The sequence below is a fragment of the Streptomyces olivaceoviridis genome (genome assembly GCF_014650115.1).
Taxonomy (GTDB): Bacteria; Actinomycetota; Actinomycetes; order Streptomycetales; family Streptomycetaceae; genus Streptomyces; species Streptomyces olivaceoviridis.
Window position 1 is genome coordinate 41,263 of record NZ_BMUI01000039.1, and the last position, 17,373, is coordinate 58,635.

13 protein-coding genes are annotated in these 17,373 nt (G+C 69.7%); 9 read left to right on the top strand and 4 right to left on the bottom strand.

The annotated features are described in order from the left end of the window. Positions 1-28 precede the first annotated feature (28 nt). Entirely contained in the window at positions 29-4,003 is a 3,975-nt protein-coding gene (gene eccCa / locus IE273_RS38810) for a type VII secretion protein EccCa (RefSeq protein WP_189819841.1), read from the bottom strand. Positions 4,004-4,337: 334 nt separating this feature from the next. On the opposite strand from eccCa, the gene eccD reads away from it, so the two are divergent. Further along, a complete protein-coding gene (gene eccD / locus IE273_RS38815; protein ID WP_189819850.1) occupies positions 4,338-5,846 on the top strand; it encodes a type VII secretion integral membrane protein EccD in 1,509 nt (502 codons plus the stop codon). A 96-nt stretch (positions 5,847-5,942) separates the two neighbouring features. Here the strand turns inward: eccD and IE273_RS38820 are convergent, their stop codons facing one another. After that, positions 5,943-6,233 (bottom strand): DUF397 domain-containing protein, encoded by a 291-nt coding sequence (locus tag IE273_RS38820; protein ID WP_014675376.1) that lies wholly within the window; start codon positions 6,231-6,233, stop codon positions 5,943-5,945. A 272-nt stretch (positions 6,234-6,505) separates the two neighbouring features. Here IE273_RS38820 and rpsO point away from each other — a divergent pair, with 272 nt between their 5' ends. From rpsO to IE273_RS38845, 5 genes are all read left to right on the top strand, one after another. Beyond that, entirely contained in the window at positions 6,506-6,793 is a 288-nt protein-coding gene (rpsO, locus tag IE273_RS38825) for a 30S ribosomal protein S15 (protein WP_014675377.1), read from the top strand. Between the two features lie 380 nt (positions 6,794-7,173). Next, complete coding sequence (locus IE273_RS38830; RefSeq protein ID WP_014675378.1) at positions 7,174-9,393, top strand: polyribonucleotide nucleotidyltransferase; 2,220 nt, start codon at positions 7,174-7,176, stop codon at positions 9,391-9,393. Next, positions 9,390-10,769, top strand: a complete 1,380-nt coding sequence (locus tag IE273_RS38835; RefSeq protein ID WP_189819842.1) for a M16 family metallopeptidase — start codon at positions 9,390-9,392, stop codon at positions 10,767-10,769. The genes IE273_RS38830 and IE273_RS38835 overlap by 4 nt, the downstream gene beginning before the upstream one ends. Before the next feature lie 26 nt (positions 10,770-10,795). Then, a complete protein-coding gene (gene dapB, locus IE273_RS38840; protein ID WP_189819843.1) occupies positions 10,796-11,548 on the top strand; it encodes a 4-hydroxy-tetrahydrodipicolinate reductase in 753 nt (250 codons plus the stop codon). A gap of 28 nt (positions 11,549-11,576) precedes the next feature. Beyond that, positions 11,577-12,032: a tetratricopeptide repeat protein gene (locus IE273_RS38845; protein WP_189819844.1), complete on the top strand. Its 456-nt coding sequence runs from the start codon at positions 11,577-11,579 to the stop codon at positions 12,030-12,032. Between the two features lie 39 nt (positions 12,033-12,071). On the opposite strand, the gene IE273_RS38850 is transcribed toward IE273_RS38845, so the two are convergent. Then, positions 12,072-12,626 (bottom strand): SCO5741 family PH domain-containing membrane protein, encoded by a 555-nt coding sequence (locus IE273_RS38850; protein WP_189819845.1) that lies wholly within the window; start codon positions 12,624-12,626, stop codon positions 12,072-12,074. A 102-nt stretch (positions 12,627-12,728) separates the two neighbouring features. Continuing rightward, positions 12,729-12,965 carry a hypothetical protein gene (locus tag IE273_RS38855; RefSeq protein WP_189819851.1) on the bottom strand — a complete coding sequence of 79 codons (237 nt, stop codon included), beginning with the start codon at positions 12,963-12,965 and terminating at the stop codon, positions 12,729-12,731. A 175-nt stretch (positions 12,966-13,140) separates the two neighbouring features. On the opposite strand from IE273_RS38855, the gene thyX reads away from it, so the two are divergent. The 3 genes from thyX (at position 13,141) to IE273_RS38870 (ending at position 16,842) form a co-directional block, all read left to right on the top strand. Beyond that, entirely contained in the window at positions 13,141-13,890 is a 750-nt protein-coding gene (gene thyX, locus IE273_RS38860; protein WP_189819846.1) for an FAD-dependent thymidylate synthase, read from the top strand. A gap of 211 nt (positions 13,891-14,101) precedes the next feature. Beyond that, positions 14,102-15,001 carry a 4-hydroxy-tetrahydrodipicolinate synthase gene (dapA, locus tag IE273_RS38865; protein ID WP_189819847.1) on the top strand — a complete coding sequence of 300 codons (900 nt, stop codon included), beginning with the start codon at positions 14,102-14,104 and terminating at the stop codon, positions 14,999-15,001. A 155-nt stretch (positions 15,002-15,156) separates the two neighbouring features. Further along, complete coding sequence (locus IE273_RS38870) at positions 15,157-16,842, top strand: ribonuclease J (RefSeq protein WP_189819848.1); 1,686 nt, start codon at positions 15,157-15,159, stop codon at positions 16,840-16,842. The last annotated feature ends 531 nt before the right edge of the window (positions 16,843-17,373 follow it).

The following is a 17,373-nucleotide window of genomic DNA, read 5'->3' on the forward strand; positions in this document are numbered from 1 at the left end:
CCTCGCCAGATCAGCAGTGTCTACGTCCTCAGATCTCCGCATCCATCAATCCCACCTGAACCATGGGCTTCCCCCGCTTCCGGGAAACGAAGATGCCACGCCCCGCCGGCATCGGCCGCGGTCGGACGCCGCCCAGGAGGTCACCCTCGGCCGGATCGCCCGCGAGGACCACGCCCTGGGCGCCGAGTTCCTTGATCCGCTGCATGAAGGACTCGTAGCCGGCGCGGCCGGCGCCCGCCGTGGAGCGGGCGATGATGAAGCGGACGCCGACGTCGCGGGCGAACGGCAGCAGTTCCGTCAGGCCCGCCAGCGGGTTGCCGCTCGACGTGGACACGAGGTCGTAGTCGTCGATGACGACGTACACCGTGGGACCCCGCCACCAACTGCGGTTGCGCAGCTGCTCCGGGGTCACATCGGCGGTCGGGGTGCGGCGCTGCATCAGGTCGGCCAGTGCGTCCATGTGGTGCTGCATCTGGTTCGACATGGGGATGTACTCGGCCAGGTGCGACTTCGGGGTCACCCCGAGCAGCGAGCGGCGGTTGTCGACGACGAAGAGCTTGCAGGTGTTGCCGTCGTACCGTTCGGTCAGGCGCTTGATCAGCAGCTTCAGCAGGTTCGACTTGCCGGACTCGCTCTCCCCGAACACCAGGAAGAACGGGTCCTGTTCGAAGTCCACGAACACCGGCTCCAGGTTGTCCTCGTCGAGGGCGAAGGAGATGCCGCGGTTCGGGAAACGGTCGCCCGGCGGAAGCTGCGCGGCCGGGAACTCGCGGGGGAGCAGGCGCACCTCGGGCGCGCCCGGCTCCTGCCAGTGGCGGGTGACCTCGGCCGCGAGGGCGGTCGTCGCCTCCGCGAGATCCGTGTCGGACGAGAGGCCGTCGATGCGCGGGACCGCCGCCATGAAGTGCTGCTTCTGCGGGGTCTGACCGCGGCCCGGCACACCAGTGGGGACGTTCGCCGCGACCTTGCGGTCGATCTCGGAGTCCATGGGGTCGCCCAGCCTCAACTCAAGGCGGTTCATCAGGTGGTCCTTGAGGTTCGCGCGGACCTCCATCGAGCGCGAGGCGGTCAGGACGAGGTGGATGCCGTAGCCCAGACCGCGCGCGGCGATGTCCAGCACCAGCGGCTCCAGCGCCTCGTAGTCCGTGCGGAAGTTGCCCCAGCCGTCGATGACCAGGAAGACGTCGCCCCAGGGCTGGTCGGTCACCGAGATGTCCCCCCGCGCGCGACGGGTGCGGAACTCCGCGATGGAGGAGATGCCCGCCGAACGGAAGTACTCCTCGCGCCGGGTCATGACGCCGTACACCTCGGCCGCCGTGCGCCGGACCTTCTCCGGGTCCAGACGGGACGCGACACCGCCCACATGCGGCAGGCCGGCCACCGAGGCCATGCCGCCACCACCGAAGTCCAGGCCGTAGAACTGCACTTCCCACGGGGTGTGGGTCAGTGCGAACGACGCGATGATCGAGCGCAACAGCGTCGACTTGCCGGACTGCGGGCCGCCGATGATCTGCATATGACCGGCCGCGCCGCCGAAGTCCAGCCAGAGCGGGTCGCGCCGCTGCTCGTACGGCTTGTCGATGAGACCGGCCGGGATGACCAGCTTGCCCGCACCCTCGTAGCCCGGCTGGGTCATACCGCGGCCGGGGACCGGGGCGAGCCCCGGCAGCAGCGCGTCGAGCGACGGCGGGCTGTCCAGCGGGGGCAGCCACACCTGGTGGGCGGCCGGGCCCTGCGCCTCCAGGCGCCGCACGATCACGTCGAGGACGGTGTCGGCGAGCGCGTCGTCCTGCCGCTTGCCGGTCTCCTCCTCCTGCCGCTGATGCGGGATCGGCACGTACTGCACCGGGACCTCGGCCGCCGTGAACAGGACCGGCCTGCGGTCGACGGGCAGCGGACCGCCGAGCACCGCGGCCTGCTGCGAGCTGGTGCGGTACACCCCGGAGACGTACGCGGCCTTGAAGCGCACCATCTCGTCCGTGCCGAACTTCAGGAAGCCGGAACCGGGGACGTTCGGGAGCTCGTAGGCGTCCGGGACGCCGAGCGCGGCGCGGGACTCGGCCGCCGAGAACGTCCGCAGACCGATCCGGTAGGAGAGGTACGTCTCCAGACCCCTCAGACGGCCCTCCTCCAGGCGCTGCGAGGCCAGCAGCAGGTGCACGCCCAGCGAACGGCCGATTCGGCCGATCTGCACGAACATCTCGATGAAGTCCGGCTTGGCGGTCAGCAGCTCGCTGAACTCGTCGATCACCAGGACGAGGGACGGGATCGGCTGCAACGGGGCACCCGCCGCGCGTGCCTTCTCGTAGTCATGGATGTTGGCGTAGTTGCCGGCGTCCCGGAGCATCTCCTGGCGGCGGTTCAGCTCACCGCGGATGGAGTCACCCATGCGGTCGACGAGGGTCAGGTCGTCCGCGAGGTTGGTGATCACGGCCGCCACGTGCGGCAGCTGGGCCATGCCCGCGAACGTGGCACCGCCCTTGAAGTCGGCGAGGACGAAGTTCAGCGTCTCGGAGGAGTGGGTCACGGCGAGGCCGAGGACCAGCGTGCGCAGTAGCTCGGACTTGCCGGAACCGGTCGCACCGACGCACAGGCCGTGCGGACCCATGCCCTCCTGCGCCGCCTCCTTGAGGTCGAGCATCACGGGCCGGCCGTCCTCACCGAGACCGATCGGCACGCGCAGCCGCTCCGACTGCGAGCGGGGCCGCCAGGTCCGCTTCGGGTCGACCGACGCGGCGTCACCCAGGTTCAGCAGGTCGGTGAACTCCAGGTTGGCGAGCAGCGGTTCGTCGTCGTCGCCGCCCGATGCCATGCGCAGCGGCGCCAGCTGACGCGCCAACGCCTCCGCCGCCTCGTACGAAAGGACGTCCGGGGTCCCCTCGTAGACCATGCCGTGGGCGGACTCCAGGCGCAGCTCCTTCGGCTGCACGACGACCGACAGGTCGCCGCGCCCGATGGTGAGGTCGCCCGGTACGACCTCCAGGACCGTCACGCCTTGCAGGCCCTCGGGGTTGGCCAGCAAAGAGGTGGGCGGAAGGGAGATGCCGTCGAGTACCACCACCAGATGGGGTTGTTCGGGCACGGGCGGCCCGGACGGGTGGAAACGCGGGCGGCCCTCCAGACGGGAGGCGAGCCGGTCCTCCAGCTCGACCGGGTCGGCGCCGATCAGGCGCATGCTGCCGGCGCCGTCGGTGACGCCCGGAGCCTGCACGTGCGGCAGCCACTTGGCCCACTCCCATTCGGGCGCCGACTCGCGTGCGGTGACGACGGCGATGACCAGGTCCTCGGGGGAGTGCAGCGAGGCGAGGGAGGCGGTGACGGCGCGGGCGGTTCCGCGCACGGTGCCCGGCTCGCCGCTGATCGTCACGTGGTAGAAGGCGCGCAGCGACACCGCCATCGGCAGGTCGTCGAGGGTGCTGTGCGTCGCCAGGAAGCGCTGCACGGCGCCGGCGGTCAGCGGCTCCAGCTCGTCGACCGGGGCGGTCTGGGGCAGGAACAGGGGCGTGGCCAGGGCCTGCGGACCGAGTCCCACGCGCACCTGCCCGAAGTCCTCGTCGGCGGTGCGCCGTTCCCATACCCGGCTGCCCTCGGCGACCAGGGCCCACAGTTGCTCCGGCGAAGGGTGCAGGTAGTACTGGGTGTCGCGCTGGGCCTGCGCGGTCTCCACGGCGGCGCGACGGGTCTGCGACAGATAACGGAGGTAGTCACGGCGCAGGTCGGCCATCTGTCCCTGATTGCCGCGGCGGTAGCGGACGAGCATCGAGATACCCATGGCGATCGTCGAGGCCACCATCACCAGGCCCATGATCTTCATGAAGGGCTGGGCCTGAGGGTTGAAGAAGAACACCACGGATCCGCCCATGCCCAGCATGGGCAGGAGCTGCATCAGTGCGCCTTCCTGCTGACCGCGCGGGAGTTCCGGCGGAGCCTGCAGCACGACCTCGTCCGTGGGCACTTCCTTCGGCAGTGCCCGCGGTGGGCGCTTGACGACGATGTGGCTCACTACGCACCAATTCCCTTGCCGGACCGAGATGTTTCATCCGCCGCCCCGTGTCAGGCGGACGTCGATCGCGAACCGCGATCCTACTGACAACCACTGACAACGGCGGGCGGTAGGGTGCCGGTGAAGCGCGTGAGCAGTTGCGAATCGTTCCGGGAAAACCCGGGCAATCCGCACCTGTTCGAAACAAGCGCCTCCCGCGGATCGGCCAGAACCGCTCGGTCGGCAGGCGGACCGGGAAGGCGTCGCACAACCTACACAGCATCTTTACGGGCGGAAGGTGCGCGGTGGCACCGTAGGCCGCCCCACCACCGACGAGGGGGAACAGCAGGTGAGCATGACGGCCTCCGTGCCGGCCGGCGCGACCGGTGGACCGGGCACCGGAGCCCCTTCCGGGGCGGGTATGGGCTTCGGCTTCTGCCGCGTCACCATCGTGGCGCCCGACAGCCGCATCGACGTCGCGCTGCCCGACGACGTACCGGTCGCCGACCTCTACCCGGAGATCCTGCGCCTGTCCCAGCAGAGCCCCGCCGAGGGCGCTCCGGTCGGCTACCACCTCGTACGCCGTGACGGCACCGTCCTCGACGGCGCCCGGTCCTTCACGGCCCAGCGCATCCTCGACGGCGAGCTGCTCACTCTGCGCCCGTTCGCCGAGTCGCTGCCCCCGGCCGTCCTCGACGACGTCTCCGAGGCGGTGGCCGCCGCCGTCACCCGGGACCGCACCCTGTGGAGCGGCGACCTGACCCGCGCCGCCGGTCTCGTCGCGGGCGGCGTCCTGCCCGCGCTGCTCGCGTTCGTGGCCTGGAGCTCGCAGGTCCGGCACGACATGCACAGCCTTCAGGGCATCATCGCGGGCGTCTGCGGCATCCTGCTCGTCACGATCGCGTGCGTACGCGCGCGCGTGTACGACGACCGGGGCTCCGCCGTCGCGCTGGGACTCGGCGCCCTGCCCAACGTGGCCGTGGCCGGCTCGGGCCTGCTGTCGCTCTCCGCCGGTGAGGGCGTCGGACGACTGCAGTTCCTGCTCGCCTGCACGACCGTCCTGGTCGCCTCCCTGGTGCTCACCCTGGTGTCGCCGGGCGGCGACGGACCTTTCGTGGCGTTCCTCTTTGCCTCCGCCATCGGTCTGGTCACGACCTTCGCCGCGATCCTCACCGAGCTGAAGCCCATCGAAACGGCCGCCGTCTGCGCCCCGCTCTCCGTGGTGGCGCTGGCCTTCCTCCCCGGCCTGTCCATGCGTTTCGCGCGGCTGCCCATTGGTTTCGAACCGCCCAACCCGTCCCGCGGCGGTTACGACACCGGTGAGCCAGCGCCCCAGGAGCCCGTGGATGCCGAGCGCGTGGCGGCACAGGCCCGGCGCGGCCACGAACTCCTCGTCGGCCTCGTCGGCGGCTGCGCTCTCGTCGCGGTGGGCGCGTCCATCGTCCTCGGCTTCTCCAGCGACATCTGGGCCCAGCTGCTGGCTCTCGCGACCGGCGTGGCGATGCTCATGCGGGCGCACCTGTTCCGTTACACCGCACAGGTCGGCGCCACCCTGGCCGCGGGCTTCGCCGCCATCGTCTTCCTCGGCCTGGGGCTGGCCCTGAACCCGCCGCGGGGGTACCTGATCGACGCCTTCCGGGGCGACACCACGGCCCTCGACATCCGGAGCGTCTGGCTCGCCGCCGCCGTCGCCGCGGCCACCGCCCTGGTCACCGCGATCGCCCTGATCACCCCACGGCGCGGTGTCACCCCCTTCTGGGGGCGCTTCCTGGAGATCGCCGAGAGCTTCGTCCTGCTCACGCTGATCCCGCTGGCCCTGGCCGTCTTCGACGTGTACGCGCAGGCGCGGGCCATGACCAGCTAGGGAGCCGGACGGCGGAAGCGGGCCGTCGCCGGCGAGGAGCCGGACGGCAAAAAGGGCGGCAACGCGCGCGTGCCGCCCTTTCTCATGCGTGGCCCACTACCCGTCCAACCCCCCGTTATGAGCCATAGGCGTCAAATCGAACTCCCCGTCCCGAGCCCCCAGCACGAACGCCCGCCACTCCGCCTCGGTGTAGCGCAGCACCGTGTCCGGGTCGAGGGAGGACCGCATCGCCACCGCCCCGCCGGGCAGGTACGCGATCTCGACCCGCTCCTCGTGCTCCTCCGTGCCCGGTGCGCAGTGCCACTCGACGCCCGAGATGTCGAGGGCGTACAGCTCGTCCCGCTCCCGCTCCTTGCGCGCCTTGATCTCCGCTTCCGTTTCCGCCATCGTGCAGCGACCCCTTCCCGAGGTAGGTACGGTCCGGCGCTCACCCTAGTGGCCGGGACCGCCCCACCAGGGCGGTTCGCCGACCGGGCGTAAGGTGCCCGCCATCGCCTGGTACCCTGAGTGACGGCCGTTTGTGTACGCGCCCCCGGAACCGCCCCGTGCTCGTTCTGGAGGCCGCGCCCAGCGGATCCCCGCCTCCCGAGTAACGGAAGCTCCCCCGAGATGTAGACCGGGGGCACTCGGTGGCACTCAACAGACTATGAGGAGTACGCGTGTCGCTCGACGCCGCTACGAAGAAGCAGATCATCGCCGAGTTCGGTGCCAAGGAGGGTGACACCGGCTCCCCCGAGGTCCAGGTCGCCCTGCTCTCCCGTCGGATCTCCGACCTGACGGAGCACCTCAAGACCCACAAGCACGACCACCACTCCCGCCGTGGCCTGCTGATCCTCGTCGGTCAGCGCCGCCGCCTTCTCCAGTACCTGGCGAAGAAGGACATCCAGCGCTTCCGTGCGCTGGTCGACCGCCTCGGCATCCGCCGCGGTGCGGCTGGCGCCCGGTAAGACGCCATGAGGGGAGCGGTTCCCGAAAGCACTCGGGGGCCGCTCCCTTTGCCGTATGCGGGGCCCTGCCGCGCAGCCGGAACCCTCCGCCGTATGTGCGGAGACGTGCGGAGTGTCACTCACGCTTTGTAGTGTGGTAGCACAACGCAATACGCACGACACGGAACGACGTACGCCACAGCACGACGGGGTACGTCACAGAACGAGGAGGAGCGCACCCAGCCGCCGCCGGTCCTCGGTAGTGGCCCCCGGGGGGAAGCGAGCCCCGGGTGCTTCGATCGAAGACCGGCCCGCACCGCACGGAGCGCTTCTCCGCCACCGTCCCCCTGCCACACGGGCAGCCAAGGGACGAAAGACGATACGTAACGGAGAAAACGCTAGTGGAGAACGAGACCCACTACGCCGAGGCCGTCATCGACAACGGTCCCTTCGGCACCCGCACCATCCGCTTCGAGACGGGCCGCCTGGCCAAGCAGGCCGCCGGCTCCGCCGTGGCGTACCTGGACGACGACACCATGGTGCTGTCGGCCACCACCGCCTCCAAGAACCCCAAGGACCAGCTCGACTTCTTCCCGCTGACGGTGGACGTCGAGGAGCGGATGTACGCCGCCGGCAAGATCCCCGGCAGCTTCTTCCGCCGTGAGGGCCGGCCGTCCGAGGACGCCATCCTCACCTGCCGCCTCATCGACCGTCCGCTGCGCCCGTCCTTCAAGAAGGGCCTGCGCAACGAGATCCAGGTCGTCGCCACGATCATGGCCCTCAACCCCGACCACCTGTACGACGTCGTCGCGATCAACGCCGCGTCCGCGTCCACGCAGCTGGCCGGTCTGCCCTTCTCCGGCCCGATCGGCGGCGTCCGCGTCGCGCTGATCCGCGGCCAGTGGGTCGCCTTCCCGACGCACACCGAGCTTGAGGACGCCGTCTTCGACATGGTCGTCGCCGGTCGCGTCCTGGAGGACGGCGACGTCGCGATCATGATGGTCGAGGCCGAGGCCACCGAGAAGACCATCAAGCTGGTCGAGGGTGGCGCCGAGGCGCCGACCGAGGAGGTCGTCGCCGCCGGTCTGGAGGCCGCCAAGCCCTTCATCAAGGTCCTGTGCCGCGCGCAGGCCGACCTCGCCGCCAAGGCCGCCAAGCCGACCGCCGAGTTCCCGATCTTCCTGGACTACCAGGACGACGTGTTCGAGGCGCTGACCGCGGCCGTCCGCCCCGAGCTGGCCCAGGCGCTCACCATCGCCGGCAAGCAGGAGCGCGAGACCGAGCTGGACCGGGTCAAGGGTCTGGCCGCCGAGAAGCTCCTGCCGGAGTTCGAGGGCCGCGAGAAGGAGATCTCCGCCGCGTACCGCTCGCTCACCAAGCAGCTGGTCCGCGAGCGCGTGATCAAGGAGAAGAAGCGCATCGACGGCCGCGGTGTCACCGACATCCGCACCCTGGCCGCCGAGGTCGAGGCCATCCCGCGGGTGCACGGTTCCGCGCTGTTCGAGCGTGGCGAGACCCAGATCCTGGGCGTCACCACCCTCAACATGCTCCGCATGGAGCAGCAGCTGGACACCCTCTCCCCGGTGACCCGCAAGCGCTACATGCACAACTACAACTTCCCGCCGTACTCCACCGGTGAGACCGGCCGCGTCGGCTCCCCGAAGCGCCGCGAGATCGGCCACGGCGCCCTCGCCGAGCGCGCCCTGGTGCCGGTGCTGCCGACGCGCGAGGAGTTCCCGTACGCGATCCGCCAGGTGTCCGAGGCCCTCGGCTCCAACGGCTCGACGTCCATGGGCTCGGTCTGCGCCTCCACCATGTCGCTGCTGAACGCCGGTGTGCCGCTGAAGGCCCCGGTCGCCGGTATCGCCATGGGTCTGATCTCCCAGGAGATCGACGGCGAGACGCACTACGTCACCCTCACCGACATCCTCGGTGCGGAGGACGCCTTCGGTGACATGGACTTCAAGGTCGCCGGCACCAAGGACTTCGTGACCGCCCTCCAGCTCGACACCAAGCTGGACGGCATCCCGGCCTCCGTCCTGGCCGCGGCCCTCAAGCAGGCCCGCGACGCCCGCCTCCACATCCTCGACGTGATGATGGAGGCCATCGACCGGCCCGACGAGATGAGCCCGCACGCTCCGCGGATCATCACCGTCAAGATCCCGGTCGACAAGATCGGTGAGGTCATCGGCCCCAAGGGCAAGATGATCAACCAGATCCAGGAGGACACGGGCGCCGAGATCACCATCGAGGACGACGGCACGATCTACATCGGCGCCGCCGACGGCCCCTCCGCCGAGGCCGCCCGCACCACGATCAACGGCATCGCGAACCCGACGATGCCCGAGGTCGGCGAGCGGTACCTGGGTACGGTCGTCAAGACGACCACCTTCGGTGCGTTCGTCTCCCTGCTGCCCGGCAAGGACGGTCTGCTGCACATCTCGCAGATCCGCAAGCTCGCCGGCGGCAAGCGCGTGGAGAACGTCGAGGACGTGCTCGGCGTGGGCCAGAAGGTCCAGGTCGAGATCGCCGAGATCGACTCCCGCGGCAAGCTCTCCCTCGTTCCGGTGATCGAGGGCGAGGAAGGCGACGAGACCGCGAAGGACGACGCCGAGCAGTGACGTCCCGTAGCTCCAAGGTGACGGCCCGCCCCTCTTCGGAGGCGCGGGCCGTCGCCCGTACCCAAACCCTCATCAAGGGCACAGCCGGCATCGGTACGGTCCGCAAGACCACCCTCCCGGGCGGCCTGCGCATCGTCACCGAGACCCTGCCCTCGGTCCGCTCCGCCACCTTCGGCATCTGGGCGCACGTCGGCTCCCGCGACGAGACCCCGTCCCTGAACGGCGCGACGCACTACCTGGAGCACCTGCTCTTCAAGGGCACGACCCGCCGCAGCGCGCTCGACATCTCCTCCGCGCTCGACGCGGTCGGCGGCGAGATGAACGCGTTCACGGCCAAGGAGTACACGTGCTACTACGCGCGCGTGCTCGACACCGACCTGCCCCTCGCCATCGACGTCGTCTGCGACATGCTGACCGGCTCGCTGATCCTCGAAGAGGACGTCAACGTCGAGCGCGGCGCGATCCTCGAAGAGATCGCCATGACCGAGGACGACCCGGGCGACTGCGTGCACGACCTGTTCGCGCACACCATGTTCGGCGACAACTCCCTCGGCCGGCCGGTCCTCGGCACGGTCGACACGGTCAACGCCCTCACCGCCGACCGGATCCGCCGCTTCTACCGGAAGCACTACGACCCGACCCACCTCGTGGTCGCCTGCGCCGGCAACATCGACCACAACAAGGTCGTACGGCAGGTCCGCGCGGCCTTCGAGAAGGCCGGCACCCTCCGCGACCCGGACGCGCGGCCCATCGCCCCGCGCGAGGGCCGCCGTACGATCCGCACCTCCGGCAAGGTCGAGCTGCTCGCCCGCAAGACCGAGCAGGCCCATGTCGTCCTCGGCATGCCCGGCATCGCCCGCGCCGACGACCGACGCTGGGCCATGGGCGTGCTCAACACCGCCCTCGGCGGCGGCATGTCCTCCCGCCTCTTCCAGGAGGTCCGGGAGAAGCGCGGCCTCGCCTACAGCGTGTACTCGTACACCTCCGCCTTCGCGGACTGTGGCCTGTTCGGCGTCTACGCCGGCTGCCGGCCCAGCCAGGTGCACGACGTCCTGCGCATCTGCCGCGACGAACTCGACCACGTCGCGCAGAACGGCCTCTCCGACGAGGAGATCGCCCGCGCCATCGGCCAGCTGCGGGGTTCCACGGTCCTGGGCCTGGAGGACACCGGCGCGCTGATGAACCGTATCGGCAAGAGTGAGCTGTGCTGGGGCGAGCAGATGTCCGTGGACGACATGCTCGCGAAGATGGAGGCGGTCACCCCGGACGAGGTCCGCGAGGTCGCCCGCGACATCCTGGGACAGCGCCCGTCGCTGTCGGTCATCGGCCCGCTCAAGGACAAGCAGGCCTCCCGGCTGCACGACGCGGTCGCCTGAAACACCACCGGTTAGGAAACAGGAACATGAGCAAGCTGCGCGTGGCGGTCCTCGGTGCCGGGGGCCGGATCGGGTCGGAGGCGGTCAAGGCGGTCGAGGCCGCCGAGGACATGGAGCTGGTCGCCGCGCTCGGCCGCGGCGACAAGCTGGAGACGCTGGCGGAGACCGGCGCCCAGGTCGCCGTCGAGCTGACCACCCCCGCCTCGGTCATGGGCAACCTGGACTTCTGCGTGCGCCACGGCATCCACGCCGTCGTCGGTACGACGGGCTGGACCGAGGACCGCCTCGCGCAGCTGCGGGGCTGGCTCGCCCAGTCCCCGGAGACCGGCGTGCTCATCGCGCCGAACTTCTCCATCGGAGCCGTGCTGACGATGAAGTTCGCGCAGATCGCCGCGCCGTACTTCGAGTCGGTCGAGGTGGTCGAGCTGCACCACCCGAACAAGGTGGACGCACCCAGCGGTACGGCCACGCGCACGGCCCAGCTCATCGCCGAGGCCCGCCGGGCGGCCGGGACGGCACCGGCGCCGGACGCCACCGTCACGGCCCTGGACGGTGCGCGGGGCGCCAGCGTCGACGGCGTCCCCGTGCACGCCGTCCGCCTGCGCGGCCTGCTGGCCCACCAGGAGGTACTGCTCGGCGGCGAGGGCGAGACCCTCACCATCCGCCACGACTCCCTGCACCACAGCAGCTTCATGCCGGGCATCCTGCTCGGCGCGCGCCGCGTGGTGACCACTCCGGGCCTCACCTTCGGCCTGGAGCACTTCCTGGACCTGAGCTGAGACGACCGAGCCGAGACAGACGCCTCCGATGCGCGCGAAGATCACCTACCTCGTCACGGCCGCCGTCCTGGTCTTCTATTTCGTCCTGGTCGGCAGCCGCGGCGTGATGCTCATCCAGTCCGGCACGGTCGTCACCGTCACCTTCGGTGTGGCGGTGCTGGTCCTGCCGCTCATCGGCCTGTGGTTCCTGTGGAAGAACACCCAGTTCGTCCGCAAGGCCAACCAGCTCGCCGCCGAACTCGACGCCGAGGGCGGCCTGCCGCTCGACGAGCTCAGGCGCCTGCCCAGCGGCCGGATCGACCGCGACTCGGCCGACGAGGTGTTCGCCAAGCGCAAGGCCGAGGCGGAGGCGTCCCCGGACGACTGGCGCTGCTGGTTCCGCCTGGCCGTCGCCTACCACGACGCCCGCGACACCCCCCGTGCCCGCAAGGCGATGCAAAGGGCCATCGCCCTGCACGACGGAAAGCCGGTCCAGGCCGCCTGACAGCGCGGCCCCGCAGGACCGCCCCACCGCACCGTTCGCTCAGCGGCCCTCGTACTCCGCCGCCCACGCCTCCACCGCGTCCGCCGCCCGGTCGAAGGCCATCGGCCGGCCGAGGAAGTCCAGGCCGTGCGTGGTGAGCAGCGGCGGGGTGTCCTCCGGACGCCGGTCCTTGCGTACGAGCGCCAGCGCCTGCCCCTGCACGGTGCGCGGCAGACCCAGCCAGCGCACCGGCTGCTGCGCGGTCCGCACCGAGACCACCCCCGCCCACGGCACCGTCCGCGTCCCCAGGAAGCCGGTCCGGCGCAGCCCGCGCCGGCTCACCCACACCCCCATGCGCAGCAACCGCAGCGCGCCGACGACGATCGCCAGGCCCACGCCGAGGACCACCCCGGCGTCGGCCGGCGAGCCGGTGAGCGCGGTGAGCACGGCGGCGAACAGGACGAACGAGGCGAGCAGCAGCACCAGCGCGGCCAGGCCCACTCGCCAGGGACCGGGACGGTACGGGCGCCGCCAGCGGTCCGGATCGTCGTACGGCAGCGCACTCTCGGCCGTCGTCTCGAAGGTGCGTTCGGCCGTCAGGAAGGGCAGGGGCACGGCTGGTCCTCACTCGGTCCTCACGGGGGCTGTGCCGGTGAGGCTATCCGGCCCCGTTCCCGCCCACCAGCCGTGAGCGTCCGGAAGGGGCAGTGCCCGCGCTCAGTGCCCCTGGGACGCCTGGGACTGCTGAGCCGGCGTATCGGACGGCGTGGAGAGCGCCGGCATGCCCAGGACCAGGGCGCCTATGAGGCCGGCGACGATGGTGAGGCCCAGCAGCCAGCGTCCGGCCATCTCGCCGAAGGACGCGCGCCGACGGGGCGGGGGAGTGACATTGCTGCGGAACCTGTCCGCCTCGGCCAGGAAGGCGAAGGGTACGGGCTCGCGCCGACGGAACATCGTGGTGCCGTTCCTCTCAGGGTTGGTGATCGAATGTGTGGACTTCACCGATACAGACGATCGAGTGACACAAAAGGTGCCCATGTCCGAAAAAATCGTGGGTGCGTTTTTTGGGGTGAGGTGGTGCCAGGCTCCGCCGGGTGCCCCCGTAAGGTGGTCGCGAACCACCGCAGTGATGGGAAGGACCCCAACCCCCGTGACCACCCCCGAGTCGCTCACGTTCCGCAGTGACGTCACCGTCGAGCTGGTGAAGTCCAGCGCTTCGGACGCCGACGTGCTCTTCGCCGCCCGCGTCTCCACCGCCGGCGAGCAGTCCCTGGACGAGCTGAAGAAGGACCCCGAGCGCTCCAAGGGCCTGATCAACTTCCTGATGCGCGACCGGCACGGCAGCCCGTTCGAGCACAACTCGATGACGTTCTTCATCAGCGCCCCGATCTTCGTCTTCCGCGAGTTCATGCGGCACCGGGTCGGCTGGTCGTACAACGAGGAGTCGGGCCGCTACCGCGAGCTCCAGCCGGTCTTCTACGTCCCCGGTGCCGACCGCAAGCTCGTCCAGCAGGGCCGCCCCGGCAAGTACGTCTTCGTCGAGGGGACCCCGGCCCAGCACGAGGCCGTGAGCAGCGCCCTGCGGGAGTCGTACGAGCAGGCGTACGCGGCCTACCAGAAGCTGCTCGCCGAGGGCGTCGCGCGCGAGGTGGCCCGCGCCGCCCTCCCCGTCGGCCTCTACTCCTCGATGTACGCCACCTGCAACGCGCGCTCCCTGATGCACTTCCTCGGCCTGCGCACCCAGCACGAGCTGGCCAAGGTGCCGTCCTTCCCGCAGCGGGAGATCGAGATGGTGGGCGAGAAGATGGAGGCGGAGTGGGCCGGGCTCATGCCGCTGACGTACGCCGCCTTCAACGCGAACGGGCGTGTGGCCCCGTAACGAAGCCTTGTTCCCCTGTCGGGAACGGATGTACGGGTCAGCCTGGCGAAGTGTCCGTATTGCGGCATTTAGAGAAGTTCATCTAGCCTGATCAAACGGACCCGGCACTGCTTGAACCCCCGAGCAGGCAGTGCCGGGCTCCCTCTTTGTCCTGACTTTCCCGATACCCCGAGGGCACATCCCGCATCGAGCACCGAGTAGCGTGTTACCCATGGCTCCGACCTCGACTCCGCAGACCCCCTTCGGGCGGGTCCTCACCGCCATGGTCACGCCCTTCACGGCGGACGGCGCACTCGACCTCGACGGCGCGCAGCGACTCGCCGCCCACCTGGTGGACGCAGGCAACGACGGCCTGATCATCAACGGCACCACCGGCGAGTCCCCCACCACCAGTGACGCGGAGAAATCGGACCTCGTACGAGCCGTCCTGGAGGCCGTCGGAGACCGCGCCCACGTCGTCGCCGGAGTCGGCACCAACGACACCCACCACAGCATCGAACTGGCCCGCGAAGCCGAGCGGATCGGCGCCCACGGCCTCCTGGTCGTCACGCCGTACTACAACAAGCCCCCGCAGGAGGGCCTGTACCGGCACTTCACGGCCATCGCCGACGCCACCGGCCTGCCGGTCATGCTCTACGACATCCCCGGCCGCAGCGGCGTCCCGATCAGCACCGAGACCCTCGTCCGGCTCGCCGAGCACCCCCGGATCGTCGCCAACAAGGACGCCAAGGGCGACCTCGGCCGCGCCGGCTGGGCCATCGCCCGGTCCGGCCTCGCCTGGTACTCCGGCGACGACATGCTCAACCTCCCGCTGCTCTCCGTGGGCGCGGTCGGCTTCGTCTCCGTCGTCGGCCACCTGGTCACCCCCGACCTGCGCGCCCTGGTGGACGCGTACACCTCGGGTGACGTCGTCAAGGCCACGGAGATCCACCAGAAGCTGCTCCCGGTCTACACCGGCATGTTCCGCACCCAGGGAGTCATGACCACCAAGGCCGCCCTGGCCCTCCAGGGACTGCCGGCCGGACCGCTGCGCTCGCCGATGGTCGAGTGTTCGCCCGAGGAGATCGCGCAGCTCAAGATCGATCTTGCCGCCGGCGGGGTACAGCTCTGACAACAGACTTGGCACCACAGGGGCTTCACAACTGAAGAACAACTGAAGACGCAGGCCACCGGTGCCTGCACTCGACAACGACAACTGCTTACGCACGAACGTCATGCGCGCCACGTGCCCTACCGGTACGTGGCGCGCGTGGTGAGGAGAGTCTTTTGAGTCATCCGCATCCCGAACTCGGCCCGCCCCCGCCGCTGCCCGAGGGTGACCTGCGGGTCACCCCGCTCGGCGGCCTCGGCGAGATCGGCCGAAACATGACGGTCTTCGAGTACGGCGGTCGCCTGCTGATCGTCGACTGCGGAGTGCTCTTCCCCGAGGAGGAGCAGCCCGGAATCGACCTGATCCTGCCGGACTTCTCGTCCATCCGGGACCGCCTCGACGACATCGAGGGCATCGTCCTCACGCACGGCCACGAGGACCACATCGGCGGCGTCCCCTTCCTGCTCCGCGAGAAGCCGGACATCCCGCTGATCGGCTCCAAGCTCACCCTCGCGCTGATCGAGGCCAAGCTCCAGGAGCACCGGATCCGCCCGTACACCCTGGAGGTGGCGGAGGGGAACCGCGAGCGCATCGGCCCCTTCGACTGCGAGTTCGTCGCCGTCAACCACTCCATCCCGGACGCCCTGGCCGTCGCCATCCGCACCCCCGCCGGCATGGTGGTGCACACCGGCGACTTCAAGATGGACCAGCTCCCGCTGGACAACCGCCTCACGGACCTGCACGCCTTCGCGCGGCTGAGCGAAGAGGGCATCGACCTCCTCCTCGCCGACTCCACGAACGCCGAGGTCCCGGGTTTCACCCCGCACGAGCGCGACATCTCCAGCGTCCTGCGGCAGGTCTTCGCCGGCGCCCGCAAGCGGATCATCGTGGCGAGCTTCGCCAGCCACGTCCACCGCATCCAGCAGATCCTGGACGCGGCGCACGAGTACGGCCGCCGGGTCGCCTTCGTCGGCCGCTCCATGGTCCGCAACATGGGCATCGCCCGCGACCTCGGCTACCTGAAGGTGCCGCCGGGCCTGGTGGTCGACGTCAAGACGCTGGACGACCTGCCCGACCACGAGGTGGTCCTCGTCTGCACGGGCTCCCAGGGTGAACCGATGGCGGCCCTGTCCCGCATGGCCAACCGTGACCACCAGATCCGCATCGTCCAGGGCGACACGGTCATCCTCGCGTCCTCGCTGATCCCCGGGAACGAGAACGCGGTCTACCGCGTGATCAACGGCCTGACCCGCTGGGGCGCCAACGTCGTCCACAAGGGCAACGCCAAGGTGCATGTTTCCGGCCACGCGTCCGCGGGCGAGCTGCTGTACTTCTACAACATCTGCCGCCCGAAGAACCTGATGCCGGTCCACGGCGAGTGGCGCCACCTGAGGGCGAACGCGGAGCTGGGCGCCCTGACCGGTGTCCCGCACGACCGGATCGTCATCGCCGAGGACGGCGTGGCCGTCGACCTGGTCGAGGGCAAGGCGAAGATCTCCGGCAAGGTCCAGGCGGGTTACGTCTACGTCGACGGCCTCTCGGTCGGCGATGTCGGTGAGCCGGCGCTGAAGGACCGGAAGATCCTCGGCGACGAGGGCATCATCTCGGTGTTCGTGGTCGTGGACGCCTCCACCGGCAAGATCACCGGCGGCCCGCACGTCCAGGCCCGCGGCTCCGGCATCGAGGACTCGGCCTTCGCCGACGTCCTCCCGAAGATCACCGAGGTCCTGGAGCGGTCCGCCCAGGACGGCGTCGTGGAGCCCCACCAGCTCCAGCAGCTCGTCCGCCGGACCCTCGGCAAGTGGGTCTCGGACACCTATCGCCGCAGGCCGATGATCCTGCCGGTGGTCGTGGAGGTCTGACGCCTCGTCGGTCCGAACCAGGAGCGGGGCGCCTCGATTTGCATCGAGGCGCCCCGCTCCAGTACGTTTACGGCTCCGCCCAACCGGGAACCCCAGCACTTCACGCGCTGGACACGGATGCCCGGAGCGGGTGGGAAAACCGACTCAGAACTTCTGATAAAGTCGGAACCGCCGGAAAGGGAAACGCGAGAGCGGGAACCTGGAAAGCACCGAGGAAATCGGATCGGCAAACGGTCTGATAGAGTCGGAAACGCAAGACCGAAGGGAAGCGCCCGGAGGAAAGCCCGAGAGGGTGAGTACAAAGGAAGCGGCCGTTTCTTGAGAACTCAACAGCGTGCCAAAAATCAACGCCAGATATGTTGATACCCCGTCTCCGGTCATCACGATCGGGACGAGGTTCCTTTGAAAAACACAGCGAGGACGCTGTGTGCGAGGGGACTATTCCTCCTCTCGCACCGCTCTCGTGGTGTTGTACCGGCCGAGTTGTTTCTTGGCCGAGTAAACATTCACGGAGAGTTTGATCCTGGCTCA

Coding starts and splice junctions, on each gene's coding strand:
- eccD (WP_189819850.1), top strand. CDS start 4,338: ATGACGGCCTCCGTGCCGGCCGGCGCGACCGGTGGACCGGGCACCGGA.
- dapA (WP_189819847.1), top strand. CDS start 14,102: ATGGCTCCGACCTCGACTCCGCAGACCCCCTTCGGGCGGGTCCTCACC.
- thyX (WP_189819846.1), top strand. CDS start 13,141: ATGGGAAGGACCCCAACCCCCGTGACCACCCCCGAGTCGCTCACGTTC.
- IE273_RS38845 (WP_189819844.1), top strand. CDS start 11,577: ATGCGCGCGAAGATCACCTACCTCGTCACGGCCGCCGTCCTGGTCTTC.
- IE273_RS38820 (WP_014675376.1), bottom strand. CDS start 6,233: ATGGCGGAAACGGAAGCGGAGATCAAGGCGCGCAAGGAGCGGGAGCGG.
- dapB (WP_189819843.1), top strand. CDS start 10,796: ATGAGCAAGCTGCGCGTGGCGGTCCTCGGTGCCGGGGGCCGGATCGGG.
- IE273_RS38855 (WP_189819851.1), bottom strand. CDS start 12,965: ATGTTCCGTCGGCGCGAGCCCGTACCCTTCGCCTTCCTGGCCGAGGCG.